The 24,665-nt window shown below is 63.1% G+C and carries 25 protein-coding genes and 2 pseudogenes; 14 read left to right on the forward strand and 13 right to left on the reverse strand.

The window, feature by feature from the left end:
• Nucleotides 1-9 precede the first annotated feature (9 nt).
• Nucleotides 10-1,065, reverse strand: a complete 1,056-nt coding sequence (gene cbiM / locus G522_RS0124205) for a cobalt transporter CbiM (protein WP_026793224.1) — start codon at nt 1,063-1,065, stop codon at nt 10-12.
• Between the two features lie 196 nt (nt 1,066-1,261).
• Between cbiM and nikR the strand changes: the two genes are divergently transcribed.
• Entirely contained in the window at nt 1,262-1,759 is a 498-nt protein-coding gene (gene nikR / locus G522_RS0124210; protein ID WP_026793225.1) for a nickel-responsive transcriptional regulator NikR, read from the forward strand.
• A gap of 180 nt (nt 1,760-1,939) precedes the next feature.
• Here the strand turns inward: nikR and G522_RS28590 are convergent, their stop codons facing one another.
• Nucleotides 1,940-2,323, reverse strand: coding sequence for a beta/alpha barrel domain-containing protein (locus tag G522_RS28590; RefSeq protein ID WP_210162977.1), 384 nt, complete (start codon nt 2,321-2,323; stop codon nt 1,940-1,942).
• A 203-nt stretch (nt 2,324-2,526) separates the two neighbouring features.
• On the opposite strand from G522_RS28590, the gene G522_RS0124220 reads away from it, so the two are divergent.
• Entirely contained in the window at nt 2,527-3,597 is a 1,071-nt protein-coding gene (locus G522_RS0124220; protein ID WP_026793226.1) for an NAD(P)H-dependent flavin oxidoreductase, read from the forward strand.
• A 325-nt stretch (nt 3,598-3,922) separates the two neighbouring features.
• Here the strand turns inward: G522_RS0124220 and G522_RS0124225 are convergent, their stop codons facing one another.
• Nucleotides 3,923-4,444 carry a DUF4136 domain-containing protein gene (locus G522_RS0124225; protein WP_026793227.1) on the reverse strand — a complete coding sequence of 174 codons (522 nt, stop codon included), beginning with the start codon at nt 4,442-4,444 and terminating at the stop codon, nt 3,923-3,925.
• An 89-nt stretch (nt 4,445-4,533) separates the two neighbouring features.
• A pseudogene (locus G522_RS29345) lies at nt 4,534-4,668 on the reverse strand (Atu4866 domain-containing protein); the annotation flags it as partial.
• Between G522_RS29345 and G522_RS29835 the strand changes: the two are divergent.
• From G522_RS29835 to G522_RS28600, 7 genes and pseudogenes are all read left to right on the forward strand, one after another.
• Nucleotides 4,664-4,858 (forward strand): annotated as a pseudogene (locus tag G522_RS29835) (LysR family transcriptional regulator); the annotation flags it as partial. The pseudogenes G522_RS29345 and G522_RS29835 sit on opposite strands and share 5 nt — an antisense overlap.
• A gap of 268 nt (nt 4,859-5,126) precedes the next feature.
• Nucleotides 5,127-5,936 (forward strand): UDP-2,3-diacylglucosamine diphosphatase, encoded by an 810-nt coding sequence (locus tag G522_RS28595; RefSeq protein WP_210162978.1) that lies wholly within the window; start codon nt 5,127-5,129, stop codon nt 5,934-5,936.
• On the forward strand, nt 5,933-7,084 hold the full coding sequence (locus G522_RS0124240; protein WP_026793228.1) for a ceramide glucosyltransferase: 1,152 nt from the start codon (nt 5,933-5,935) through the stop codon (nt 7,082-7,084). Before G522_RS28595 ends, G522_RS0124240 begins: the two co-directional genes overlap by 4 nt.
• On the forward strand, nt 7,077-7,655 hold the full coding sequence (locus tag G522_RS0124245) for a DedA family protein (RefSeq protein ID WP_026793229.1): 579 nt from the start codon (nt 7,077-7,079) through the stop codon (nt 7,653-7,655). Before G522_RS0124240 ends, G522_RS0124245 begins: the two co-directional genes overlap by 8 nt.
• On the forward strand, nt 7,652-8,335 hold the full coding sequence (locus G522_RS0124250) for a glycosyltransferase family 2 protein (protein WP_026793230.1): 684 nt from the start codon (nt 7,652-7,654) through the stop codon (nt 8,333-8,335). The genes G522_RS0124245 and G522_RS0124250 overlap by 4 nt, the downstream gene beginning before the upstream one ends.
• Before the next feature lie 1,221 nt (nt 8,336-9,556).
• Nucleotides 9,557-10,429 (forward strand): FecR domain-containing protein, encoded by an 873-nt coding sequence (locus tag G522_RS0124255; protein WP_036840865.1) that lies wholly within the window; start codon nt 9,557-9,559, stop codon nt 10,427-10,429.
• Complete coding sequence (locus tag G522_RS28600) at nt 10,426-13,170, forward strand: EAL domain-containing protein (protein ID WP_036840868.1); 2,745 nt, start codon at nt 10,426-10,428, stop codon at nt 13,168-13,170. Before G522_RS0124255 ends, G522_RS28600 begins: the two co-directional genes overlap by 4 nt.
• A 568-nt stretch (nt 13,171-13,738) precedes the next feature.
• On the opposite strand, the gene G522_RS28605 is transcribed toward G522_RS28600, so the two are convergent.
• From G522_RS28605 to G522_RS0124290, 4 genes are all read right to left on the reverse strand, one after another.
• Nucleotides 13,739-13,987, reverse strand: a complete 249-nt coding sequence (locus tag G522_RS28605; RefSeq protein WP_245586729.1) for a BrnA antitoxin family protein — start codon at nt 13,985-13,987, stop codon at nt 13,739-13,741.
• A complete protein-coding gene (locus tag G522_RS0124280) occupies nt 13,956-14,225 on the reverse strand; it encodes a BrnT family toxin (RefSeq protein ID WP_026793233.1) in 270 nt (89 codons plus the stop codon). Before G522_RS0124280 ends, G522_RS28605 begins: the two co-directional genes overlap by 32 nt.
• A 357-nt stretch (nt 14,226-14,582) precedes the next feature.
• Nucleotides 14,583-15,191 (reverse strand): histidine phosphatase family protein, encoded by a 609-nt coding sequence (locus G522_RS0124285; RefSeq protein ID WP_051229216.1) that lies wholly within the window; start codon nt 15,189-15,191, stop codon nt 14,583-14,585.
• 24 nt (nt 15,192-15,215) lie between these two features.
• The gene (locus G522_RS0124290) at nt 15,216-15,827 is read right to left on the reverse strand and encodes a KpsF/GutQ family sugar-phosphate isomerase (RefSeq protein WP_051229248.1); all 612 of its coding nucleotides are present in this window, start codon (nt 15,825-15,827) and stop codon (nt 15,216-15,218) included.
• 59 nt (nt 15,828-15,886) lie between these two features.
• Between G522_RS0124290 and G522_RS0124295 the strand changes: the two genes are divergently transcribed.
• Nucleotides 15,887-16,351, forward strand: coding sequence for a GNAT family N-acetyltransferase (locus G522_RS0124295; RefSeq protein WP_026793236.1), 465 nt, complete (start codon nt 15,887-15,889; stop codon nt 16,349-16,351).
• Nucleotides 16,352-16,948: 597 nt separating this feature from the next.
• On the opposite strand, the gene G522_RS0124300 is transcribed toward G522_RS0124295, so the two are convergent.
• Complete coding sequence (locus G522_RS0124300; protein ID WP_245586730.1) at nt 16,949-17,464, reverse strand: cupin domain-containing protein; 516 nt, start codon at nt 17,462-17,464, stop codon at nt 16,949-16,951.
• A gap of 81 nt (nt 17,465-17,545) precedes the next feature.
• Here G522_RS0124300 and G522_RS0124305 point away from each other — a divergent pair, with 81 nt between their 5' ends.
• Both G522_RS0124305 and G522_RS0124310 read left to right on the forward strand, forming a co-directional pair.
• Nucleotides 17,546-18,472, forward strand: coding sequence for a LysR family transcriptional regulator (locus G522_RS0124305; RefSeq protein WP_026793238.1), 927 nt, complete (start codon nt 17,546-17,548; stop codon nt 18,470-18,472).
• A 188-nt stretch (nt 18,473-18,660) separates the two neighbouring features.
• Nucleotides 18,661-19,182 carry a hypothetical protein gene (locus G522_RS0124310; RefSeq protein ID WP_026793239.1) on the forward strand — a complete coding sequence of 174 codons (522 nt, stop codon included), beginning with the start codon at nt 18,661-18,663 and terminating at the stop codon, nt 19,180-19,182.
• An 8-nt stretch (nt 19,183-19,190) separates the two neighbouring features.
• On the opposite strand, the gene G522_RS0124315 is transcribed toward G522_RS0124310, so the two are convergent.
• The 4 genes from G522_RS0124315 to G522_RS0124330 are packed head-to-tail and all read right to left on the reverse strand — an operon-like array spanning nt 19,191 to nt 22,197.
• Complete coding sequence (locus G522_RS0124315) at nt 19,191-19,871, reverse strand: HhH-GDP family DNA glycosylase (RefSeq protein ID WP_036840874.1); 681 nt, start codon at nt 19,869-19,871, stop codon at nt 19,191-19,193.
• Complete coding sequence (locus G522_RS0124320; RefSeq protein WP_026793241.1) at nt 19,868-20,491, reverse strand: 7-cyano-7-deazaguanine synthase; 624 nt, start codon at nt 20,489-20,491, stop codon at nt 19,868-19,870. The genes G522_RS0124315 and G522_RS0124320 overlap by 4 nt, the downstream gene beginning before the upstream one ends.
• Before the next feature lies 1 nt (nt 20,492).
• Nucleotides 20,493-21,815 carry a nucleoside 2-deoxyribosyltransferase gene (locus tag G522_RS0124325; protein WP_026793242.1) on the reverse strand — a complete coding sequence of 441 codons (1,323 nt, stop codon included), beginning with the start codon at nt 21,813-21,815 and terminating at the stop codon, nt 20,493-20,495.
• Between the two features lie 4 nt (nt 21,816-21,819).
• Entirely contained in the window at nt 21,820-22,197 is a 378-nt protein-coding gene (locus tag G522_RS0124330) for a hypothetical protein (protein WP_026793243.1), read from the reverse strand.
• A gap of 781 nt (nt 22,198-22,978) precedes the next feature.
• Between G522_RS0124330 and G522_RS29350 the strand changes: the two genes are divergently transcribed.
• Together G522_RS29350 and G522_RS28615 are read left to right on the forward strand one after the other, a co-directional pair.
• Nucleotides 22,979-23,995 carry a hypothetical protein gene (locus G522_RS29350; protein ID WP_051229221.1) on the forward strand — a complete coding sequence of 339 codons (1,017 nt, stop codon included), beginning with the start codon at nt 22,979-22,981 and terminating at the stop codon, nt 23,993-23,995.
• Between the two features lie 3 nt (nt 23,996-23,998).
• Nucleotides 23,999-24,409 carry a terminase small subunit gene (locus G522_RS28615; protein WP_051229223.1) on the forward strand — a complete coding sequence of 137 codons (411 nt, stop codon included), beginning with the start codon at nt 23,999-24,001 and terminating at the stop codon, nt 24,407-24,409.
• Nucleotides 24,410-24,665: the final 256 nt, after the last annotated feature.

Below are 24,665 nucleotides of genomic sequence, written 5' to 3' on the forward strand. Positions count from 1 at the left end.
GCGGCCCGCCTAGACGCTAGGGCTGCGGCGGGCGCGCAGCGCGCCGATGCCGGCGAACACCAGGAGGACGAGGCCGCTTCCCGTCACCGCCGACAGGATGTAGCCGAGGTGCTCGTTCCTGAGGAAGGCGGGCGCGTAGTCGGGGATCGGCGCCGACCAGACGCTCGACAGGCGTTGGAGGCCCGAGGGGACGGCCTCCGGCGGGACGACGTTGCCGGAGGCGGCGGCAATCTCCTGCCGCGCGGCCGGGTCGGCAAAGTCGGCGGCGCCCCATTCGCCCCAGGCGGTGCCGGCGGCGACGAGGCCGAGCGGGCTCAACAGCATCAGAAGGCCGAGGCCGAACCACAGGGCGCGGGTCTCTCTCCAGCGGCCTGATGTCGCGGGGCGGCGGGCGGTGAGGTCGAGCAGTTCAGGCTCGGTGCGCTGCAGCACGGCGACGAGGCCGGCGGCCGCCACCGCTTCGGCAAGGCCGGCGATGGTGAGATGGCCGGCCAGCATGGCGGGCAGGGCGATCGATAGTGGATAGGGCGCATAGAGCGGCGCGCCCATGGCATCGTGGAACAGCATGGGCTGCAGGCCGAACTCGATGGCCGCCACCAAGGCCGCCGCGTTGATGCCGACATAGCCGGCGACGCCGGCCGCCACCACGCGGCGGGGCGAGGTCAGCTCCGAGCGGCCGGCGATCGCCTGATAGACGGCATAGGCGACGAACGGGCCGACGATGGCCATATTGAAACAGTTGGCGCCGATGGCCGTGATGCCGCCGTCGCCGAAGAACACCGCCTGGATCAACAGCGCAATGGAGATCGACAGCACCGCAGCCCACGGCCCGAGAACGATGGCCGCGATCCCCAGCCCTACGGCGTGTCCGGTGGTGCCGCCCGGCAGCGGCAGATTGAACATCATGACGACGAAGGAGAAGGCCGAGACCACTGCCATCAGCGGCACCAGCTTGGTGTGGAGCTGCCGTTTCACCTTGCGCGAGGCGACGTACCAGAAGGGCGCCGCCAGGGCGAAGGTCGCCGCGCAGGTGCTCGGGGAAAGGTAGCCGTCGGGAATGTGCATGGGGCCGTCTCTTCGTCGAAAAGCCTTGAGTCCGGCGGACGGTAGGTTCGCTGATTGCGCCCGTCAACAAAAAGTATGAGCTTCTAGTAAAACTTCATACGCGGGCGGAGGCTAGGGATGGACCGACGTTCGCGCTGGGGAGCGCCCGTGCTATCGTGGCGCCGACCCATCCCGTTTGACGAGAAAAGCCCGCCCCATGGAACGCATCACCATCACCATCGAAGAAGATCTCCTGAGCGAGATCGACAAGCTCAGCCAGGAGCGCGGCTACAAGAGCCGGTCGGAGGTGTTCCGCGACATGGCGCGCGAGGCGCTGGCCCGCGAGAAGCTGGACAACAGCCAGACGCCCGACAGCGGCCAGCTCTGCCACGGCGCGCTGACCTATGTCTACGATCACGGCGTGCGCGACCTGCCCAATCGTCTCACCGACAACCACCACGCCCACAACGCCATTTCGATCTCCACCATGCACGTGCACGTCAGCGCCAACGACTGCCTGGAGGTGTCGATCCTCGCCGGCACCGCCGCCGAACTCCGCCGCTTCGCCGACAGCGTCATCAGCCAGCGCGGCGTCCGCCACGGCAGTTTGCATGTGATTCCGGCGTCGTCCGATCAGGGGCATGGGCACAGCCACGGGCATTCCCACGCGCATCATCACCATGATCATGAGCATGAGCACGACCGCGAGCACTAGGGGCACGGGGTTTGAGCACGCGGCGCCTGATATGTGCCTCGACGTCCTCTCGTCCCGAGATCCTCTGCCTTCGCAGAGGAAAGCAGAATTATATAAAAGAAACAAATATATAGATTGTCTTCCTCTGCGCAGGCAGAGGATCTCGGGCAGGATGGAGCGCGACGCTGATATAGGTATCCCCTAACCCGCCTCCGCCTGCCTCTCGCCGTAGCTATAGGCGATGGCCGCCTTGAACTGGGCGATCCGCTCCAGGATCAGCGCGCGGTAGCCGTCGAGCGAAACGTCCCGGTCTTCGACGCGGGTCAGTCCTCGGGAGACCGGCACCAACAAATCGCCAGGCCGCGTTCCGCGTAGCGCGTGGATGCTGGCGGCGTCGCCGCCATGAGCGCCCAGGCCGGGCGCCAGGATGATCGAACTCGGCAACAGCTGGCGGAGGCGTCGCCCCTCATATGGCACCGTTGCGCCGATCACCGCCCCGAACGGGCTCAAGGATGTCGTGTCGCCGGCCGGGAGAGCGCCGATCAGATCAGCCACCCGGTCAGAGATCAGCCTGTTGCCGGCCATCTTGTCCTGAAGCCATCCTGCCCGAGGTTCTCGCCTTTGGGAGAGGGACAGTCCATGGCGGGGGGATGCGCGTTGCTACGTATTTGTCTATAGTTCCGGCCCGAGGCGGGAGGCGGATATTGGGCTCTGGCGGCGTGACGGAGCGGGGGCTCTCCTCCGCCGGCTCCGTGCCGGTGCTCGTGGACGTGGAACGGAGGTGATCCATGAACAGCACCGCGCGCGCCGAGGCGTTCTGCCGGCGGTTCGGCCTGACATTGCCGATACTGCTCGCGCCAATGGCCGGCGCCAGCGCCCCGACGCTCTCCGCCGCCGTCGGCCGTGCCGGCGGCATGGGTGCGCTGGGCGCCCTGCTGATGCAGCCCCAGGAAATCCGCGACTGGGTTCGCGACGTGCGCGCCGAGAGTCCCGGCATTTTCCAGCTCAATCTCTGGATTCCCGATCCCGCGCCCAAGCGTGACGCCGAGCGCGAGGGGAAGGTGCGCGCCTTTCTCTCCGCCTGGGGGCCGGAGGTGCCGACATCCGCCGGCGATGCCGTTCCGCCCGACTTTTCAGCCCAGTGCGAAGCGCTGCTCGAGGCGCGCCCGACGGCGATTTCCTCGGTCATGGGGCTGTTCCCGCCGGACTACGTCAAGCGCGTCAAGGCGGCGGGCATCGCCTGGTTCGCCGTGGTGTCGACGGTGGATGAGGCCAAGCAGGCGGAAGCGGCCGGAGCGGACGTCATCATCGCCCAGGGCATGGAAGCCGGTGGCCACCGCGCGGCGTTCCATGCGGAGACTGCTGAGCGCGACCTGGTTGGGCTGTTCTCGCTCATCCCAGCCGTCGTCGATGCCGTGAAGGTGCCCGTCGTCGCCACCGGCGGCATCGCCGACGGTCGGGGTGTCGCCGCCGCTCTGACGCTTGGCGCCAGCGCCGTCCAGATCGGCACGGCCTTTCTGCGCTGCCCCGAGGCGAAGATCCATCCCGCCTGGGCCGACGCCATCGGACGGACGTTGCCGGAGCAGACGCAGCTCAGCCGGGTGTTCAGCGGGCGCGCCGGCCGCAGCGTCGCCACCGCCTATGTCCGTGCCGCGACGGGTGGCAACGCACCACAGCCCGCGCCTTATCCGGTGCAAAGGGGGCTGACCGCGCCGATGCGGGGGGAGGCCGGTCGGCAGAACGACATCGAAAGGATGCAGGCCTGGGCCGGCCAGTCGGCTGCCCTCTCGACGACCGCGCCCGCCGGTGAAGTGACCCGACGGATATGGACCGAAGCCCGAGGGCTTCTGGGCACGTGATACGCCCGGTGGCGCCCTCCTCACCCCAGAAACAGCCTGACCATCTCCTCGCTCTTTTCCCAGAGCTGACGGCGATGGCGCCGTTGCTGTCCTTGAAGGCGACGGACATCTTGCGGCGTTTGGAACAAACCTCGCCGGGCTGCCAATCCTTGCCGAGCGTGCCCTCGGCGAGCGTCACCAGGCGGCGGGTGCGGTCGTCGAGAGGGCAGCCGATATGGCGCTCCAAGCACCAGAGGGAGTCTGATAAATCCCTCCCCACCTTCTCGTCCTGAGGTCCTTGCCTGCGCGGGGGATGACAAGAGAGTGATAGGAAGCGCCTACCTACTCACCTCTTGCTTTTGTCGTCGTAACAACCGCTGCTGACGTTGACTATGTTGGTCTGTCCGGACTCACCTGGGAAATCCTTGAACAAAGCGTTGACCAGGCAGTGTACGACGGGATCGAAGCGCGAAGACACGCCGCCGTTGCGGGAGGTGCCCTCGTAAATACGCTTCTTCGTCGCCTTCTCGTCAATCCGGACAGTCAGCTTTCGCGTGTAGACCCAGTGGTGGTAGTTAGCGGTGCCGATCGCGCCGAAGTTTTGGCTATCGTCGAGACCGTAGTCAAACTGGACGTCTACCGCCGGCTTGTCGGACTTCGACCAACCTTTCTCGATCAGCTTTTGCGCGATCAGATCTCCGTAGGCATTGGCCTCAGGGTTCCCTGCGACGGAGGGCGCCGGCCGAATGCTGAAGGTTTCCGGTTTTGTGACGTTATGGAACACCGTGACCTTATGAGTGACGGTGAGGCATCCGGTCAAAGCCAGGCACATGACAACAGGAACCAACGCGCGCAGACTCAGCAGCATTTGCACCCCCTAGTATATTCTCTGCATCTTTAGGGTTGTGCGCTCGTTGTCAATGCGAGGAACTGATGACGGAGGCCGGTCTCCGTCCCCTACCGCCGATGCAGGACCATGCCGGCGTGGTGGAGGACGCCGTTGATGAAGTCGCCGTCGGCGGTGAAGCCGGTATCGTCCCAATAGTCGATGTGGTCGCCGGTGACCTGATAGCGGCCTTCATAGGCGCGCTCGGCTCTCTCCGGCGGCATCACCTTCGCTACCGAGGAAACCTTCCGGCCACATATCGAAAGCGGCGCGCTCGTCTCGCTGCTTGAGCGCTATCTGCCGCCGTTTCCCGGCTTTTATCTCTATTTCCCCAACCGGCGGAACATGGCGCCGAAGCTCAGGGCGCTGATCGACCACATCCGGGCGAGCCGCTGAGGCCGTTGCCGATTGCAGAGCGGCTCCCGAAAAAAGCCGAGTGGGCGCGTCCTTCACCGATCGAGCGCAATTGAGCAAATATAAGGCAACGGCGCCCTGTATTGCCGCCTAGCTCGCTGAGTAGTCTCACATTTTCGTCGCGCATTCGTGTTGATCATTTTGAAATTTCGGGGGAACCGTCATCATTTTGCTAAGTTTCTTTGGCGGGTAATCAGTGGATCTTCTGCGCACGGGGAAGATGCAATAACTGGTTGTGAAGGAGAGCGCCTTGTCCGATCCCGCATCCAAGAAGGCACCGATCCGCCGCCACCGCAGCCTGTTTCTGTCCGACCTGCATCTCGGGGCGATCGGCGCCCGCGCCGATCTGGTGATGCGCTTCCTGATGCACAACAAGGCCGATACCTATTTCCTGGTCGGTGACATTCTCGATCTCGGCGTGCCCTTCTCGCTGGCGCGCGCGTCCGCCTGCGACGCGGTGGTCAATCATCTCAGGCAGCGGCAGGCCGAGGGCGCCAAGCTGATCTATCTGATCGGCAACCATGATCCGGCGCCGGAGATCGCCCCGGATCGGCGGCGGCTACCGGTCGAACCCATCGACGAAATCCTCCACACCACCGCCGACGGACGCCGCTATCTGATCGTCCACGGCCATGAACAGGACCGGGCGTTCATCCGCAGCCACGCGCTGACGCGCATCGGCACCTATCTCGAAAGCCTGGCGCGCCTCATCTGCACCGCCATCCTGCCGGCCGAGGAGCGGCAGGCCCGCGGCAAGTGCGGCCGAATCGACCGCATCTTCGCAGGCGTCAACGCGGCGCTGCATCTGGGGCGCGGCCACGAGCGCCGCCTGGTCGATCTGGCACGCCAGCGCGGCGCCGACGGGGTGATTTGTGGGCATTATCATATGGCTGGCCTGCATGATCGCTATGGACTCGTCTATGCGAACTGCGGCGACTGGGTTACAAGTATGACATGCCTGTCCGAGGACTATAGCGGCCGCTTGCATCTGGTCGACGGTCGGGCCGTGTCGGTTCTCGACTCTGGTCTCATACCGGAAGCCCAGGTGGTTCACGCATGACAGAAGCCGTGATTGTTCTAGCCGCAGCCTTGCTTGCCGCCCATCTCTTGACCGTCGGCCTCTATCTCAACCGCCTGCGCCGCCGCCAGCAGCTCACGTCAACGCTTCAAGGTATCATCGGCCAGCCGCGGCTGACGCTGCTGCGCCCGGTGTGCGGCCGCGAGGCCTTCGACCGGGAGACGCTGGAGAGCTCGTTCCTGCAGGACTATCCCGACTACGAGATCATCTTCTGCGCCCCGTCGGCCGACGACCCTTGCGTGCCGCTCTTGAAAGAGCTGATTGCCGCCCATCCGGAGCGTCCGGCCCGGCTTCTCACCGGCGAGCGGCGGGTGACGCGCAACCCCAAGCTCAACAACCTGTTCCCCGGCTGGCAGGCCGCCACTACGGACTGGGTTTGCATGGCCGACAGCAATCTCAGCCTGCCGGCCACCTATCTGGCCACCGTCGTCGCCTCATGGGACGAGAGGGCAGGCCTTGTGTCCTCGCCGCCGATCGGCGAGCGGCCCGATGGCCTTGCCGGCTCGCTGGAATGCGCCTTCCTCAACGGCAACCAGGCGCGGCTGCAGCTTGCCTCCGACAGCCTCGGCAATGGCTTTGCCCAGGGCAAGACGCTGTTCTGGAACCGCAAAATGCTGGACGACGCCGGCGGCATCGAGGCGCTCGGCCGCTATCTCGCCGAGGACGTCAACGCCACCAAGCTGGTGCGCGCCGCTGGCCTCAAGGTGCGGCTGACGCCGCTGCCGTTTGCTCAGCCGATCGGCCGGCGGTCGTTTCGCGACGTGTGGAACCGCCAGCTGCGCTGGAGCCGGGTGCGGCGCGACGGCTTCCCACTGTTGTTCGCCGCCGAGCCGCTCAACGGGCCGCTGGCGCCGTTCCTCCTGGCGACCATCGCCGCCGACCGGCTCGACATGGCAGCCGCGCTGCCGGCCATCGCCTTGATCTGGTATGGCGCCGAGTTCGTGCTGATGCGGCGGGCCGGCTGGCCGTCCGCCTGGCGCGACCTGCTGGCGCTGCCGCTGCGCGACGCCTTGCTGCCGATCCTGTGGCTTGCCACCTTCCTGAAGCGCGACATCGAGTGGCGCGGCAACGCCATTGCTCCCCTCAGTGCCGACGAGCGGATGACGCCGGCCCTGGTGGAACATGATTGACCACGCCACGCTGGTTTCGATGATGTCGAGCTACGGCATGTGGGTGCTGACGCCGCTCGCCGTCGTCGAAGGGCCGATCGTCACCGTCATCGCCGGCTATCTCGCCAACCGCCAGATTCTCAGCCTGTGGCAGGTGATCCCTTGCGTCATCATCGCCGACATGCTGGGCGACACGCTGTTCTATTTTCTCGGACGGCTGGCGCTCGACAGCCTCAGCCCCAAGTGGCGGAACCGGCTGGGTCTCACGGCTGAGCGGCTTGAGGCGCTGATCCAGGGCTTCAAGCGCAACGGCACCCGCATTCTGGTGGCCGCCAAGCTGACGCACGCGGCGGGCTTTGCGGCGCTGACGGCGGCCGGCGCCGCCCGTATGCCGTTTGGCGGCTTCCTGCTGGTCAACACGCTGGCCGGCATTCCCAAGTGCCTGTTCTTCGTGGCGCTCGGCTATCTGTTCGGCAGCGCCTATGAGACGATCGCCACGTGGATGTCGGGCGAGGCGGCGGTGCTGATGGCCGTGCTGACGCTGGGGGTGGCCACCTTCTTCTTCATCCGCCACCGGCGAGCCAGCCGATGAGCGGGCCGCGCTTCACCTGCCTGATCCCCGCCTATAACGAGGCGGCGCGTCTGCCGGGCGTGCTCAAGGCGGTGGTCGGCCATCCGCTGTTCGACCGCGTGCTGGTGGTCGACGACGGCTCGACCGACGGTACCGGCGAGGTGGCGCTGCAGCATGGCGCCGAGCTGCTGCGGGCACCGACAAATGGCGGCAAGACGGCGGCGCTGCGGCTTGGACTCGAGACGGTGCGCACCAGCCACGTGGTGCTGATCGACGCCGATCTCCTGGGCCTGACGGCGGAGGCGGTGGGCGCGCTGGTGGCGCCGGTTGCCGATGGGCGGGCCTATGCGTCCGTGTCCTTGCGCGGCAATTCGCCCTGGGTGTGGCGGCGCATCGGCATCGACTACATCTCCGGCGAGCGCGCCCTGCCGATGGCGCTGATCGAGGGCCGCCTGCCGGCGCTCGACGGGCTGCGCCGCTTCGGCTTCGAGGTGTTCCTCAACGGCCTGCTGGTGAAGGCTGGCCAGCCGATCGCCATCGTGTCCTGGCCGGAGGTGGCGAGCCCCGCCAAGTTCGTCAAACGCGGCCTCTGGCCCGGCCTCATTGCCGATGTCGCCATGCTCTCGGACATCGTCGCCACCATCGGATTGCTGGGGTTCATCGGGCAGATCAGGGCGATGCGGAAGCTGAGGGTGGGGTGAGGGCGCCTGATAGGGGTGTGGCGCCTTCTCGTCCCGAGATCCTCGGCCTGCGCCGAGGAAGACAGGTAAATTATATAAAACAATAGCTTGCCTGTGCTGACATCCCCATCAAGCTGTCTTCCTCGGCGCAGGCCGAGGATCTCGGGCAGAATGGGGCGGGGGGGGATATCGGGCTCCGCTTTGCTGCGGGTGCGGCAAGGGGCGCCTGATAGGGGCGGTGGCGCTTTCTCGTCCAGAGATCCTCGGCCTGCGCCGAGGAAGACAGTAATAGATATAATGGAAACAAGCGGATAGGTGGTGGCTTGCCCCTGTGCCGCAGTCATCTCTCCGGATTCGGCTCTCAACCGGCATTCAGTTCTCAAACTACATCCAGCTATCTCCCCTCCCATCAAGCTGTCTTCCTCGGCGCAGGCCGAGGATCTCGGGCAGGAGGGGCGAGGGGGGTGATATCAGGCTCCGCTTTGCTGGGAGTGACGGAGATGGGCGTCTGATAGGGGCGGTGACGCCTTCTCGTTCTGAGATCCTCGGCCTGCGCCGAGGAAGACAGGTAAATTATATAAAACAATAACTTGCCTGCGCTGACATCACCATCAAGCTGTCTTCCTCGGCGTAGGCCGAGGATCTCGGGCAGAATGGGGCGAGGGGGGATATCGGGCTCCAGGGAGAAGAGGCGCCTGATATGGGCCGCAGTGTCCTCTCGTCCCGAGGTCCTCGCTTTCGCAAGGATGACAATTTATATTGATGAAACAATCGGATAGCGAGGTGCGCCCGCTTGCGCCCTCTATGGATCGTCATCTTCCGCGTGGGCGCCTGATGCTAGCGCAAGGAAAGCTTGCGAGCGGCTAGTGCACTGTTCCTTATATATAAATTGTCATCCTTGCGAAGGCGAGGACCTCAGGCAGGATCGGGCGAGGGGGCGGTATAGGGCTTCGAGTGCGAATGGCGCCTGATATGGGCAGCAGCGCCTGCGCGAAGGCTGACAGCTTGTGGGGGCTCGGCCTCCCACCGGGGAAGACAGTTTGGCGGGGAGGTCCTGGTTCTCACGCGACGGAGGACAGCTTTGCGTGGGTGACGCTGCGGCAATCCCCCATACCCAACCCGTTAAGGATGATGCGGTTTTGGCGGGAATCCGGCGATTTGTCGGGTAACTTTATTGTTTCTGTTAACGAGCGGGCAATGCAAACGGAGGATGCTTTCGGGAAGTTGAATATGGGGGCGGATATGCAGGTTAGCCGGGTTTTCGGCGTGTTGGCGCTGGTGGGCGGCTGTCTGATCGGGTCGACGGTGCTGGCCGCCGACTGGCAGATTGCAACGGTGAGCGGCAAGGCCTACCGGCTGGTGGGCACCGACTGGGTGCGGGTGGCCGCCAACGACCCGATTGCCCTCGGCGATACGGTGAAGACGCTGGGCTCGGGCCGGCTGACGCTGGTGCGTGACGGCGTGACCATCACCATCGCCCCCGACAGCCAGGTGCAGATCAAGGAACGGCTGAACGGCAAGTTCACCGACGTGCTGCAGACGGCGGGCGCCGCCGACGTGGAGGTGAACCCGGCCAAGCACATCCGCCTCGCCGTCGAGACGCCTTACATGGCGGCGGTGGTGAAGGGCACGGTGTTCAGCGTTTCCACCTTCAAGGGCTATTCGGAAACCGCCGTCAAGCGCGGCCGCGTGGCGGTGATCGACGTCAAGAACAGGCTGGAGGCCGACGTGACGGCCGGGCAGACGGCCACCTCCGGCGAGGGAAAACCGCTGTCGCTCAGCGGCGCTGGCCAGCTGAGGACGCCCGAACCGTTCAAGGGCAAGGTGGTGACGCGGGCGGCCGACGGCTCGCTGGTGGAAACCAAGACCGAGGTTCCCGAGAGTGAAAACATCAACGGTGCCGGCAAGACGGTGACCAGCCACGCCGGCGGCAACAGCGATGGCGCTGGCAAGTCGGAAGACAGCAATGCCGGCGGCAACGCGGGCGGCAATTCCGGCAAGGGCAACTCCGGCAATTCCAACTCGGGTAGCGGCAACAATTCCGGCAACGGCAACTCGGGCAACGGCAACTCTGGCAACGGCAACTCCGACCATGGGCACGGGAGCAAAGATTGAAGCCAGCCTGGCTCGATCTTGCGCTCCAGAAGGGGGCGGAGCTCATCGGCGCCGATGGGATGGCGCGCGCGCCGGCATTGGCCTTTCGCGCCCTGTCGGTGGGTGCCGTCGTCGCGGCGCTGTGGCTCTCCGGCGGCTTCGACCGGCTGAATGACCGGCTGACCGACCTGCGCTTTTCCTTCGGCACGCGGGCGCCGACAGCCTCGCTTGTGATGGTGGACATCGACGCCAAGAGTCTCTCCACCGTCGGCGTCTGGCCGTGGGACCGGTCGATCTATGCCCGGTTGATCGAGGCGCTGGACGATCTCGGCGCCGGCAAGATCGCCTTCGACATCGATTTCAGCGCCCGCTCCAACCCGGCGGCCGACAAGGCGTTTGCCAAGGCACTCACCGAGGCCAACGCGCCGGTGTTCCTCGCCACCTTCCGCCAGAGCCGCACGGCGCGCGACACCGACATCATCCTCAACCGGCCGATCGACCTGTTCGCCGACGGCTGGCCGGCGCTGGTCAACGTGGCGGTGGATGACGACGGCCGCGTCCGGCAATTCCCCTCGCACATGACGGTGGACGGCAACCGGCTGGACGCGCTGCCGGCGCTGATCGCCGGCAAGATCGACCGTAGCGACCCCGTCACCATCGATTATTCCATCGACCGCGATGCCATTGCCCACGTGTCGGCCTCCGACGTGCTCTATGGCCGGGTCAGCCCCACGGAGATCGCCGGCAAGACGGCGCTGATCGGCGCCAGGGCGCTGGAGCTGCACGATTATTTCCTGGTGCCGCGCTGGGGCATCGTGCCGGGCGCCGACATCGTGGCGCTGGCGGCGGAAACGTTGACCGAGGGGCGGGCCCTTGCCCAACTGCCGACGCTGCCGATCGCCCTGCCGCTGATGGCGCTGGCGCTGCTCATGTCGCTGGCGCCGACGCGGCGGGCGCTGCCGCTGCTCATTGGCCTGTCGGCGCTGACCGAGGCGACGGCCATTGTTCTGCAGATCAACGACGCGCTGGTGCTGAACACGACGGCGATCCACACCGCCACCGCCTGCCTGGCGGCGCTGGTGCTGGCCCATGAATATGACATCAGCCGCGTGCTGCTGACCGTGGCGCGGCGCGAGACCGTCAACACCCGCCGCCTGTTGGAACGGGTGGTGGAGGACGGCTTCGACGGCATCATCCTGATCGACGACAAGGACGCGCTGGTGCGCATCAACGGCGAGGCGGCACGGCTGCTGGGCCTCGGCGAAGTGGGGCCGCGCCTGCCGGATTCGCTGTTCGACATGATCGCCGCGGTGCGCGAGCAGGCGGACGGCAACAGGACCAACATCGTCGCCACGTCGTGGCTGGACGCCCGCGTGCTGGAATACTCCGTCACCGCCTTCCAGGTGGAGGGTGGCGCCTTCAGCCAGGGGGCGAGCAAGACCTATGTCTGCGTGGCGCTGCGCGACGTGACCGAGCGGCAGCGGATAGCCGACCGGCTGCGCACCATGGCGCTGCATGACGAGCTGACCGGCCTGTTCAACCGGGCGGGCCTTGCCGAGGCGGCGACCCAGCTGGGCGGCGCGTTGATCTATTTCGACCTCGACCATTTCAAGCTCGTCAACGACAGCCTGGGCCACAAGACCGGCGACCTGCTGCTGGTGGACGTGGCGCGGCGGGCCGAGGCGCGGGTGGGAACCGCCGGCACGCTGGCCCGCATGGGCGGCGACGAGTTTTCCGTGTTCTGCCCGGAGGGGCTGGATGTGGCCTCGCAACTGGCGGCGGGGCTGCTCAGCGATTTCGCCGAGCCGTTCACGGTGGGCGGGCACCGGTTGACCGTCAGCGCCAGCTTCGGCGTGGCCGGCGCCGACTGGGACGGCAGCGACCTCGCCGTGCTGATGCGGCGGGCCGATCTGGCGCTCAACACCGCCCAGAAGCAGGGCCGCCGGCGCATCGCCCATTTCGAAGCGTCGATGGAGGCGAGCCTAGTGCGCCGCCTGATGCTGGAAAAGGAACTCGGTGCCGCGCTCGATCGTGGCGAGATCCATGTGGCCTATCAGCCGAAGTTCGACCTTCAGACTGGCGCCGTGGTGGGTGCCGAGGCGCTGATGCGCTGGCGCCACCCCAGCCTCGGCACGGTGCCGCCCGGCGTGTTCATTCCCATTGCCGAGGAAACCGGCCTGATCCACCGTCTCACCGCCTGGATGATGACGCGCGCCTGCCTCGACGCCGCCGCCTGGCCCGAGGCGGTGCCGGTGTCGGTGAACGTCTCCGCGCTCGACCTCAAATCCGGCGACGTGCCGACCATGGCGCTGGGCGCGCTGGAAGCCTCCGGCCTGCCGGCCAGCCGCTTCGAGCTGGAAGTGACCGAATCCGTGTTCGTGGGCGCCGACCCCATCGTCAACGAAGCCTTCGCCCGGCTGCGCGCCCGGGGCATTCCGCTGGCGCTCGACGACTACGGCACCGGCTATGCCTCGCTCGGCTATCTCCACCGCTTCCCCTTCACCACGCTGAAGATCGACAAGAGCTTCGTCGACGGCATCCCGGGCGACGCCGAAGCGCTGGCCATCATGCGCTCGGTGGTGGTGCTGGCCCGCGGCCTCGGCCTCAAGACGGTGGCCGAAGGCGTCGAAACGCCAGAACAGCGCGACGCGCTGGCCGAACTCGGCTGCGACATCGGCCAAGGCTTCCTGTTCTCGGCCCCGGTGGACAACTGCACGCTGGTGAAGATGATGGCCAGCGAGCGGGCGGCGGTGGCGGAGTAGGGGCTTAGGCCGCTGATTTTACTATATAAAGCTGTCATCCCTGCGCAGGCCGCTTGAATTCACGTGTGAATTCAAGGTGGACCTCGGCAGAAAGAGGGGCGCGGTTTATATCGGCGCCCTTAATCGATCGCAGCGCGATATCAGCCGATCGCTCCACCTTCCTGAGGTCCTCTGCCTGCGCAGAGGAAGACAGGAGAATTATATAATAAGAGTAAGCAGTTAACGGCGCTCTCGCTCCCATAAGGCTGTCTTCCTCTGCGCAGGCAGAGGATCTCGGGCAGAAAAGGGCATAAGGGAAATATAGGGGCGCCACCGATCACCTTGGAGCTTGATATCGGCCGCTCGCTCCACCTTCCTGAGGTCCACCTTGAATTCACCCGTGAATTCAAGCGGCCTGCGCAGGGATGACAGATTTATATATATGGAACAATCAGATAACGCAGCGCAAGCCCCCACGGGACGAGCGCTCGCTGGCGCCTATCAAGCTGTCATCCTGCGCTTTAGGCGCAGGACCTCAGGCAGAAAGGGGCGCGAGGGATCTATAGGGCGCCCAAGAGGCAATATCGCCTCACGCCCGCTTCTTCTCGAGCCATTCCCTGAGCGCCGAATTGATGCGCGACTGCCAGCCGTCACCACCGGCGCGGAACTCGGCGATCACGTCGGCGTCGAGGCGGATGGTGGTCGATACCTTGCGGTTCTCAGCTTTTGGCCGTCCACGCTGCACCTTGGCGGCGGCGAACTTCTCCTGCCACTCGGGCGCGCTGAGGTCGGGCGCTTCGTCGGGATCAAAGCCGGGGGGAATAGGCTGCCTGTTCACGGTCATTGGCTTTCCTCAAGGAGATGATGCGGCGGGCCGCGCCGCGCGGGGTCCAGACGATCACCATCATGCGCCCTTCGAGCCGGCCAATGGTGATGAAACGCTGCTCTCCGTAATCGAAGCGGTCGTCTTCGATGGTCAGCGTATCGCCCTCGAACACCTTTTCGGCCTCTGTCAGGTCGATATGGTGCTTGGCCAGATTGGTTGCGCGCTTGGCGGGATCGAACTCGATCGGCATGGAATTCTGTTACTACGAAAAAGAATGCCGGGCAATATTATTGTAGTAACAAAAATGAGGTGCGGAGCGCGATATCAGCCGATCGCTCCACCTTCCTGAGGTCCTCTGCCTGCGCAGAGGAAGACAGGAGAATTATATAATAAGAGTAAGCAGTTAACGGCGCTCTCGCTCCCATAAAGCTGTCTTCCTCTGCGCAGGCAGAGGATCTCGGGCAGAAAAGGGCATAAGGGAAATATAGGGGCGCCCCTGATCACCTTGGAGCTTGATATCGGCCGCTCGCTCAACCTTCCTGAGATCCCCCGCCTGCGCGGAGGAAGACAGATTTATATATATGACACAAATACTTGCGCCGATTCACTACCGCGAACCAATATCCCTCCACCCATACAACACCGACCTTGTGGCCCTATCGAAGGCGAAGGAGTTGCCGCCGCCGGAGCCGGGCTGATCCATCGCACGCGAGATGGCCGAGCCGGTCAGGTGGCAGAGCAGCAGGGTGCCGACGCCGCCATGCGAGACGATGGCGATGTGACCCGTTGATGCGTCCTCGGCCAGGATCTGGTTGACGGCTTCGACCACGCGCGTCTGCGCGTCGATGGCCCGCTCCCAGCCGCGGATGCTCTGCTCGGGGTGGGCGAAGAACAGGTCGGCCGTCTTCTGGAATTCGGGCGGCGGCAGGAAGCCGGTGCTGGAGCGGTCGTTCTCGCCGAGCGCCTCGCGGATGTTCGCTTTCAGCCCGGTTGCCCCGGCAAGGATCTCGGCTCCGTCGATCGCCTTGCGCTCGGCGCTGCAATAGATCGCGGTGATATCCTGGATGAACTCCCGGTCGTTGAAAGCCAGATGACGGGCGCGCCCGGACAGGGAGAGCGGCCACTCAGGGACCGGCAGGGCAGGGTCGATCGCCACTTCGGCGTGGGTGATGAAGAGGACGCAGGGCGTGTCGTAGGCGAGCGTTTCCTTGGCCATCCCATGCTCTCCGCTCAAGTACCCCTAGAGATTGTCGGTGCGGGCGCGTTTGCCGAGGTAGCCGCCGTGATGGCGGAGGCCGTAGTCGTGGCGGGTGATGCTCTTCTGCTCCATGACGGCCAGCGCCAGCGCGTCGCCGATGGCCATCATCACCGTGGTGGAGGACGACGGCGTCAGGCCGAGCGGGCAGCCACTTTCTTCCACCGGGCCCATGTCGATGACGATGGGGCAATAGGCCCGGATGCCGGAGTCGACATGCGAGGTGATGCCGATGCTGAGGGAGACGTCGAGATGGCGGGCGAACTCCAGCGTTTCCAGCACTTCCACCGACTTGCCGCTGGTGGAGAAGGCGATCAGCACGTCCTTGTGGTCGAGCATGCCGAGGTCGCCATGGGCCGCTTCGCCCGGATGCAGGAAGGCCGAGGGGGTGCCCGTGGAACAGAGCGTCGCCGAAATCTTGCGCGCCACGAGGCCGGCCTTGCCGATGCCGGTGGTGACGATCTTTCCCTCGCAGGCGCACATGGCCCTAACGGCGGCCTCGAACTGATCGGTGACGGGAATGGCGTTGATGGCTTCGGCTTCCGCCTGGAGAACCTTGCGGATACGCTGCAGGATCGGCGTCACTTCAAGCTCCATGTCGTGTTTGGTCCGTGAGCGGGCCACGGGCGTTTTAACCTGCATCGAAGGGTTTTGCCATGAACCGGATATCCGTTGGAGTTGAGCCGCCGTTGCAGGACGAGGTGTCGGCGCTGCTGGCGCAATCGGATGCCGTGGCGGCGGCGCTCTATCCCGGCGCGTTCCGCCGGGTGATCACGGCGGCGTCGCTGGCCCATCCGGATATCCAGGTGGTGGTGGCGCGGCGGGGCGGAAAGGCGGTGGGGCTCTGCGTGCTGTTCGACCGGGGCGACCGCAGCATGGAACTCAAGCGGATGATCGTTGCTGCCGAGGCGCGTGGGGCGGGCGTCGGCCGGGCGCTGCTTCAGGCGGCGGAGGCAGAGGCGCTGAAGGGCGGGGCCGAGCTGATGCTGCTCGAGGTGGGCATCTACAACACCGACGCGCAGCAGCTCTATCGCCGTGGCGGCTACCAGCCCACAGAGGCTTTCCCGCCCTACCAGCCGACGCCGATCAGCCTGTTCATGCGGCGGCGGCTGGAGCGGTGAGGGGGTGTTGGAGCGCGATATCGGCCGAGCGCTCCATCCTGCCTGAGGTCCACCTTGAATTCACACGTGAATTCAAGCGGCCTTCGCAGGGATGACAGGTGAATTATATAGAGGGAACAAGCGGCTAGCAGCTCGCGGATTCATACCGTGTATACGCTTGGCGGCCTCTATCAAGCTGTCTTCCTTCGCGCAGGCGAAGGATCTCGGGCAGGAAAAGATGCGAGGGATCCATAGGGTGCCCTGACCACCTTGGAGCGCGATACGACCCTCAGCGTCTTCTCGTCCTGAGATCCTCGGCCTGCGCCGAGGAAGACAGTGTTATATATAATGGAAACAATCGGATAGGTGGTTCTCAACCCCGCTCCACTGTCATTCCTGCCGTACCCAATTCTCAACCCGCCTCCAGCTATTCCCCATCCCATCAAGCTGTCTTCCTCGGCGCAGGTCGAGGATCTGGGGGAAAGGGGGGCGAGGGTCGGATATGGGGCTCCAGGCAGCGAGGGAGCGCGATACGGCCCTCCGTGCTCTCTCGTCCCGAGATCCTCTGCCTGCGCAGAGGAAGACAGATCCATATATGAATGAATGCCTTACCCTCTATCACCCCATCAGCGGTGGACCGACGATGTCGATCTGGTTCCGGGCGCAGGCGGCGGTGAGCGCTTCGATCATCTCCGGTGTCGGCGCGGCGGCGGTGGGCAGGCCGGCGTGGGTGGGGACGCGGCTGACCGTGCGGACCATGGTTTCGAAATCGGCGCCGCGGGTCACCGTCAGCCAGCGGGCGCCCTCCGGTGACACCACGCGGAAGCGGTGCGGCACGCCCTTCGGCGCGTTGACGCAATCGCCCGCCCTGAGCGTGCGGCTGACGCCGGCCACTTCCAGCAGCACTTCGCCGCTGATCGCATAGAAGATCTCGTCCTCGCTATGGTGGATGTGTAGCGGCGGGCCGTCGCCATAGGGCACGTGATGCTCGATGATCGCCACGCCATCGGCGCTATCGGCACTAGAGACGAGAATGGAGACGGCGGTATTGCCGAACCACAGCGTATCGGCACGGCTTTCTTCAATTTTCTTCATCAGCATGATTTGTTCCTCAACAGTTTTTCTGTCGGACATGTTTGGCTCCGATGGAGAAGCTCTTTACAGGCTGATGAATTCGGCATGAAATCGAGAGATTGTATGGGCCGGATTGCTGCCATGAATTTCAATGCCTTCGACCTCAACCTCCTCCGGGTGTTCGATGCGCTGATGGCCGAGCGCAGCGCCACCCGCGCCGGCGAGCGGGTCGGCCTCAGCCAGCCGGCGGTGAGCGCGGCGCTCAATCGGCTGCGCGCGCTGCTCGACGACCAGCTGTTCGTGCGCCGGGGCAACGAGATGGTGCCGACGCCGCGCGCCGACGACCTCTGCGGCCCGGTGCGCGAAGCGCTGCGGGCGATCGAGGCGGCGCTGGGCCCGCCGCGCGGCTTCGATCCGGCCACGGCGCGGCGCACCTTCACGCTGCTGGGCGCCGATTTCTTCTCGATGCTGTTGATGCCGCGCCTGTTCGCCCGCTGGAGCGACGTCGCCCCCGGCCTCACCTGGCGCTTTCTCGACAGTGCGCGCGGCGACGTGACACGCCTGTTGCAGGACGACGCCATCGACCTCGCCCTGGAGCGGCCGCTGGAGACGGCCGAGCCGATCGCAAGCGCGCAGCTGTTCGTCTCGCCCTTCGCGCTGATCGCCCGGCGCGGCCACCCGGCGCTATCGGGCGTGACGCCCGGCGATCCGGTGCCGCTGGCGATCTACTGCGACCTGCCGCATGCCATCCGCTCCATCGACGGCACGCTCTCGGGCATGGTGGACGACGCCCTGGCCAAGGCCGGCGCCCGCCGCACGGTGCGCATCGCCCTGCCGCATTTCGAGAGCGTGGCCGAGGCGGTGGCCATGACCGACGCGCTGGCCGCCGTGCCCCGCCAATTCGCCGAAGCGGTGGCCGAGCGGCTGGGCCTCACGCTCTACGCCATGCCGGTGGATGTGCCGGCGCCGGATGTGCGGCTCTACTGGCACGCGCGGAGGAATGATGATCCGGCGCATCGGTGGCTGAGGGAGGCGGTGATGGGGTTGGCGGGGGAGTTGTGGGGGTAGGGGGAGCGTTATCTGCCGGCTCATTGAGCAGCCCGGCACTAGGATTTCCACGCTGTCGCAGTTAATGTTTACCCAAAAGGTAATAACTTCAGCTATGCGGGGAGCTGAGTAATAATATAAATAGCTCGCAAAACAGAATTAGTTACAATATTTACCTGATAGGTTGCCTGATGACCAGAAATCGTTGGATGGAGGATCCCGAGGCAGTACTAGAGTCCGAAAGGCTGTATAATTTCATTGGCAAATACGTCATAAGTTTCCAGTGGCTTGAGGGGAAGATAGATGAGATCTACTTTTTGGCCAAAGGTGCCGAAAATAGGATGCCCACGATAGAGTGGCTGTCAAAGAAGACAATAGCGCAGAAGATCGATGGAATCTGTAGTTTGATTCACGACGGAGAGACGTTCCGGCCGGTAAAAATAGACGGCTGGTATGATAAGGTGAGTTCCGTTGTCGCTCGTCTACATCAGGAACGGGATCGCAGGAATAGTATTTTACACTCAAAGTACTTATTTGATTTTCTAGCTATCGGCATACCCGTTCTTCGGACGCGGGCGCGCCGGCAAAACGAAGTGGTCTCGCTCGATCAGGAGTATCTCTCGCCAGACCGTTGCCGTCAAATTATGGACGAAATCGGATTTCTGTCGTTTGATCTAAACATGATATTTGTGCAGCTGCTTCACGTCTACAATTACGAGAAAGAGAATTGATGGAATTCTTATGCACAAAAATAGAACCCCAGCTGATCATTCCTTATATTTCTGCTTGATTCACGCTGCCAAATCCACGCATCAAACTCCCTCCGGGATACCGACAATAGATCTGCGGCAAAGCAAAATGTATTCTTCAAATAATAATAATCGTCGCCTTCCACACCGGCGCGTAACGCAAAAGCCCTTATGTGTCTATCCACTGGAATCGATTCATCTCCAGCAAGACAGCTCATGTAATCTATCGTCTTGGGCCCGATGCCATTAAGTTGCCGAAGGCGCTCCGAAAAATCCCCCGAGCGCAAACTGGTGCGCAAATCATCAATGCCTTCGACTCCCAAATCGGCCAAGGTGCCCACCAGTCGAATGAAGCGATCTATTTTGGTGGGGTGCTTCCAATTTAGGAACGATCCAACTTCTCCACTGTTAACGATCTCTAGTAAGGTTTCAGTGGTGGTGGCGTAGGGATACGTCGCCAGTATTCTTTCTATTCGGGGGCGGACGACCGTAGAGTAATTCAGTCCTGCCTGGAGTATTGAGTCGGCAAGTAGAGCGCCCAAATGGCGATAATGGGCTCGTACCCTCGCCTGTGATTTTTGCAGCCCGTCCGAGTTCGCAAAATCGGCGACCTTTCTTGCTGCAATAAGAAGCTCCAGCCTTCCCGCTGCTGCGTCGCCGATTTTTGTCATCCGAGTAGCCCCGTTTTGCGGAGTGCTGCTAACCTTTCCACGCAGTTTGGGCAAGCCCCGCATGGCAGCTCGCTGGCTGCTTGGCACGAAAAAGTTCTCCCGATCGGTACTTTCAAACGGATCGCTTCCTGAGCGACCTCTGCTTTCGAACTATATCGAAATGGGGAGACGAAGCGCACCGGCCCAATTTTCTCAGTCAGCCCGTCCAACTTGTTCATAAACTCGGCCGTGCAGTCGATCTCCTTAGCATGATTACTGTTTATAAAGCCGGTATATACTGTGGTCGCGCCTAAAGTTTGTGCGCGTGCGGCTGCAGCCGCGAAAAACACAAAAGTCCTATAGGGAACATACAGCTCGTCATCCTGTACGTTTTCGCTCCACAGATCTGCTTCCCTGATGAGCCTAGAGCTGGACCCTTTAAACAAATCTGATATGTCGTTTCTTTCCGGGGGCAGTACCTGCGACGGCAGAACGGAATTCACCAAGTCCCATTCTTTTTCGACGCAATGCTGTCCATAGTCAAAGAATACTGGTTGCACACAGTACCCTTTCTCGATCAGTAAATATGAGACCGTTGTGGAATCCAGACCTCCGGAAGCCATCAAAATTACCATTTTCATTTTACGGTACTCGTAGCTTTGATACGCAATTGAATAGCCCGTTCAAACAAGTATCTAGATCGCTCGAATAGACGTCGCTGCCACACATAACCATCGTGTTATTGTTTTCTTTTCTCGGATCAAAGGTTATTACAGGTTTGCGTTTGGCTATTGCCCAGCCAGTCTCTATCAGAGTGCCGGGGTCCCTATTCAGAGGAATCGAGAACACCGCAACACATTGCTCTAAGAGCTCGAGGTCTTTTGTATAGAAATGGAGAAGGTTACTTGTATCTGCGCCCTGTGTGGCTTCCCCATTTTCCTGTATCGGCCGGCGAATTTTGAAATTATGATATTGTAATGAGCGAACAGCCTCGTCGATTTCTCTCTTGTCGATGTACGAAAAATCTGGAGCAGCTAGATAGATATTGTACTCACTTCGCTCATGCCAAGGAAGCTGTACACCGCCTAGTCCTTTTACTATCTCAATAGGGAGAGCGATATCTCTCGTTACACTTGCCTTGAAGTCGTCTGGGAAGGTGGTCTGCGCGTATGAGGTCGCCGCCTGCATTCCTCGCCATGCGGCTGTTTCGGGGCTGTCTCGCAGAAAGCCGGAGAACGCTGCGGTATACACGTCGCCGACACCGACGGAGTTGACCGTTGATCCGAGTACGGAAGGGATATAGTGAATTCGGTCCGCTATAAGATCAAATAGGCGGCTTCCTCCTCTGTTTTCCTTTAGAAGGAAAAGCGGTACGTCAATTTTCTTTAAGCTCTCCGGGAAATAATCTACGTTATCTCGTGATTTGGCCTGGAAAAGATCTGAAGATGTTGATGTAACTAACGCTCTTATTCTGCTTGGAGGAAGCGCAGAAAGATCTTTGTCAGTAAAATTGTAAGCAATATCGATAATTATTTGCGCGTTTTGACTTAGTGATTTGAGGACGTCGCCAATATCATACCGACCCGGAAATAAAGTAACGGTCTGGAACTCGCTTAGCGCGTTTTTATTTTGGCTGATTTCCACCCGTTTAGTGTCCCGAAGTACATCCTCATACCCTTGGTCGGCGACCTCCCTCGCGTCGCCGATCACGATCAAATTCGGCGATCCTGTCACGTTTCCAAGATGAATGAACTCTTTGCAACCGTGCTTGCTGAGGTAGTCTTTAACTTCGCTTAATATATATGCTGGACAGATTGCTGCGACGGAATAGGGTATTCCACATGCCCAGAGTCCCCGGGCAGCATGAACAATGCCTCCAAGGCGCATTTTGCAAGGTGTGGTGTTCGTCGCTACGGTGAAGTCAATGAAAACCTCACCTACGAGTAGTTGATCGCTCGTTTTCATCACTTCACACTGCGGCAAAGTCGACGTCAATTCTCATAACTGGCGCTGCGGCAGAATTGATGATGATGCCGACGTACCTGATTCCAGACTGCAGGCAGCCCGCGATGTAATTGTATTGGGTTGGAAGAGCGCCAACGCTCTCGCCGGTGTCGCTTACTGCGACCACACGTCCGCGGAGTTCGAGGGTTAAGCTGGATCCGTTGGGCGGTATTTGCCCGTGATTTTTGTAGTAGTCGTAATGCTCGATGTCCTCCAACCCGGTGCTGAACGCTTGGCGGCACTTGTCTTCCCCGCTGCTTCCGCCAGAAGCTCCACCGTTGCTTTCTGTTTTTTTGGCGGAGCCTGTGTAATCGGAGAAGCGACCAGACCCACTACTGCCCATGATTTCCCTCCCGTGGTGCCGAAGCATACTCACGAGTAGCCTATCTCTCAATCGAGCGTAGCGGCAATGCGTTTCTGCACGTAGCAAATTGACTTATGTGACTTCCTAAGTCGAGAGGGGGGAACTCGGACGGCTTTTGGAGCCCGGGGCGATCGGCACAGGCTACGTGCGCTTCGAGCACCCGTTTTGCGGTTTCGGTCCGTCTCCCTGTTTACGCGGGTGAGAGAGACATGATTGAGCGCCAGAAAGACGTCGTTCGTCTCGCCTGGGCCAGCGATTGCGTCTTTTCAGGCGGCTACGACACTTTGCTCGTTCCGTCCCGTCTCCACCCCCCTCTTTCCCTGATTGCGGAATCCGAGTCATTTTCTTGCTCGCCCCTGAAATGAATCTCCGTCCCAACGCCCCGCTGCCTATACTCGCGTGAAAGGCAGACGGTGGGGCTGCGGAGTACCTGTGCCCGATATCGGCGTCGCGTCCTTTTCTGCCTGAGGTCCCAGCCTGCGCTGGGATGACAGACCTATGGGATGGCGGCTTACGGTGGCTGCGCGGCGATGACGGACCTATAGGACGGCTGCTTGCGGCGGCTGGGCGGTGGCTGTTGGATGAGCCGCCTCAACGCTGCCCCAGCCGTTAACACCTCGCCTCGCCTCCGTGCGGTTGGGACGCCTGTCGCCCCAGGGTTGCTGCGGGTTTTTCGGTTGCTTTGCCCGTTAACTTTTCGGCGGCAGGATTTGTGTTGCCCCACGACGCGCTGCGTCGGCTCCACGCAAGGAGAGCCGGCATGGCAGACCAGATGACAACGGAGATGCGCGCCAGCTGGCGCGCCGATGAGGATGAGCGGGACGGCGGGTATCGATCCGGCGGCGAGCGGGGGACGGGTTATGCCGCCGATCGTTTGGCTGGGGCGGGAACGGGCCGTGGCGCCGAACTCCAGCGGCCGAGCACCGCGCCGCGCCTCACCGGCCCCGGCCTGACCGAGGCGACGCGCAAGGCGGTGGCGGCGGGCAAGGGGCGGCCGTCGCTGGTGGCCGGCGACGATGCCGCGGCCGAGGGCCTGCCCACCACCTGGTTTTCGCCGGCGCAGATGAGCCGGGAAGCGGCGCGGGCGCTGTTCGATTATCGCCCCGACGGCCGGCTGTTCTGGCGCGATCCGGTGGGACGGCGGCACCCCGAGGCGGGCGGCGAGCTCTATCGCAAGCGGCTGGATGCCGGCCCGATCTGGACCGTCCATCTCGGCAGCCGGGCGGCCGTCACCCGCTACATGCGCCGCTATCTCGTGTGGAACTGGCACTTTGGCGGCACCGACCGGGTGCTGCTGCCTAGGAACGGCGACACGCTGGACGACCGGATCGACAACATCCGCCTGGGGGCGCGCCTCCAGGGCTTTGCCGCCGATGCGCCAGCGGTGGGGGGCGAGGCGGTGCCGGCGACGGAGACGGGCGTCACCTGCCCGTGCTGCGGCGCGCTGGCGCCGGTTTTGTCGCCCAACCTGATCGCCCGCGCCTATGAGCTGCCGCCGCAGCAGGAGGCGATCCTCACCCGCGTCTGGCAGGGCAAGGGCAAGCCGGTGACCGGCGAGGCGATCATCGGCGAGATGTATGCCGACGATTTCGACGGCGGGCCGGAATACGAGACGGCGCGCAAGTATTTCAAGACGCAGCTCTGCCTGCTGAGGAAGCGCATCGAGGGCTCGGGCGTACGCATCGAGGCGGCCGGCTATCAGCGCGGCTTCAAGCTGGTGCTGGGGGAAGGCGGCAAACCTGCTTCGGCTAGTCTCTCCGAGGCAAACGAGGAGTGATCCGTGCCGCGCAAGGTGAAACAGCAACCGCCCGAGATGGATGGCGAGCCAGGCGGAAAAGTGGACGCCGGCTGGCTGCTCGGGCGGCTGGTGGACGAGGCGACTGCCGATATCGCCGATCTCTATGACGGCGAGGGGAAATTGAAGCCGGTGGACGAGTGGCCCGCCGTGTGGCGGCAAGGCCTGGTGCAGGGCGTGGAGATCGAAGAGCGCTTCGAGGGCCGCGGCAATGCCCGGGAGCAGGTGGGGTTTGTGAAGAAGATCCGCCTCTCCGACCGGCTGAAGCGGCTGGAGCTGATCGGCAAGCACATCGGGGTGAAGGCGTTTGAAGAGACCGTGCGGGTGAAGGGGCTGGAGGGTTTGGGCGAGCGGCTGGCAAGGGCGGCGAAAAGGTTGGCGGAGGAGGGGGAATGAGGGGGATGGAGGTGGAGATGGGAGACCGATATCGGCCGCAGCGCCTTCTCGTCCCGAGATCCTCGGCCTGCGCCGAGGAAGACAGTTTTGATAATTATGACAATAGGTTAGGTGGTGCCTTGCCCCCGTTCCATCGCCATCTCGCCGCATTCCATTCTCAACCCGCATCGAGCGATCTCCCCTCCCCATCACTCTGTTTTCCTCGGCACAGGCCGAGGATCTTGGGCAGGATGGGGCGAGGGGGAGATATAGGGCT

Origin of the sequence: Pleomorphomonas oryzae DSM 16300 (genome assembly GCF_000422965.1) — a bacterium.
Taxonomy (GTDB): domain Bacteria; phylum Pseudomonadota; class Alphaproteobacteria; order Rhizobiales; family Pleomorphomonadaceae; genus Pleomorphomonas; species Pleomorphomonas oryzae.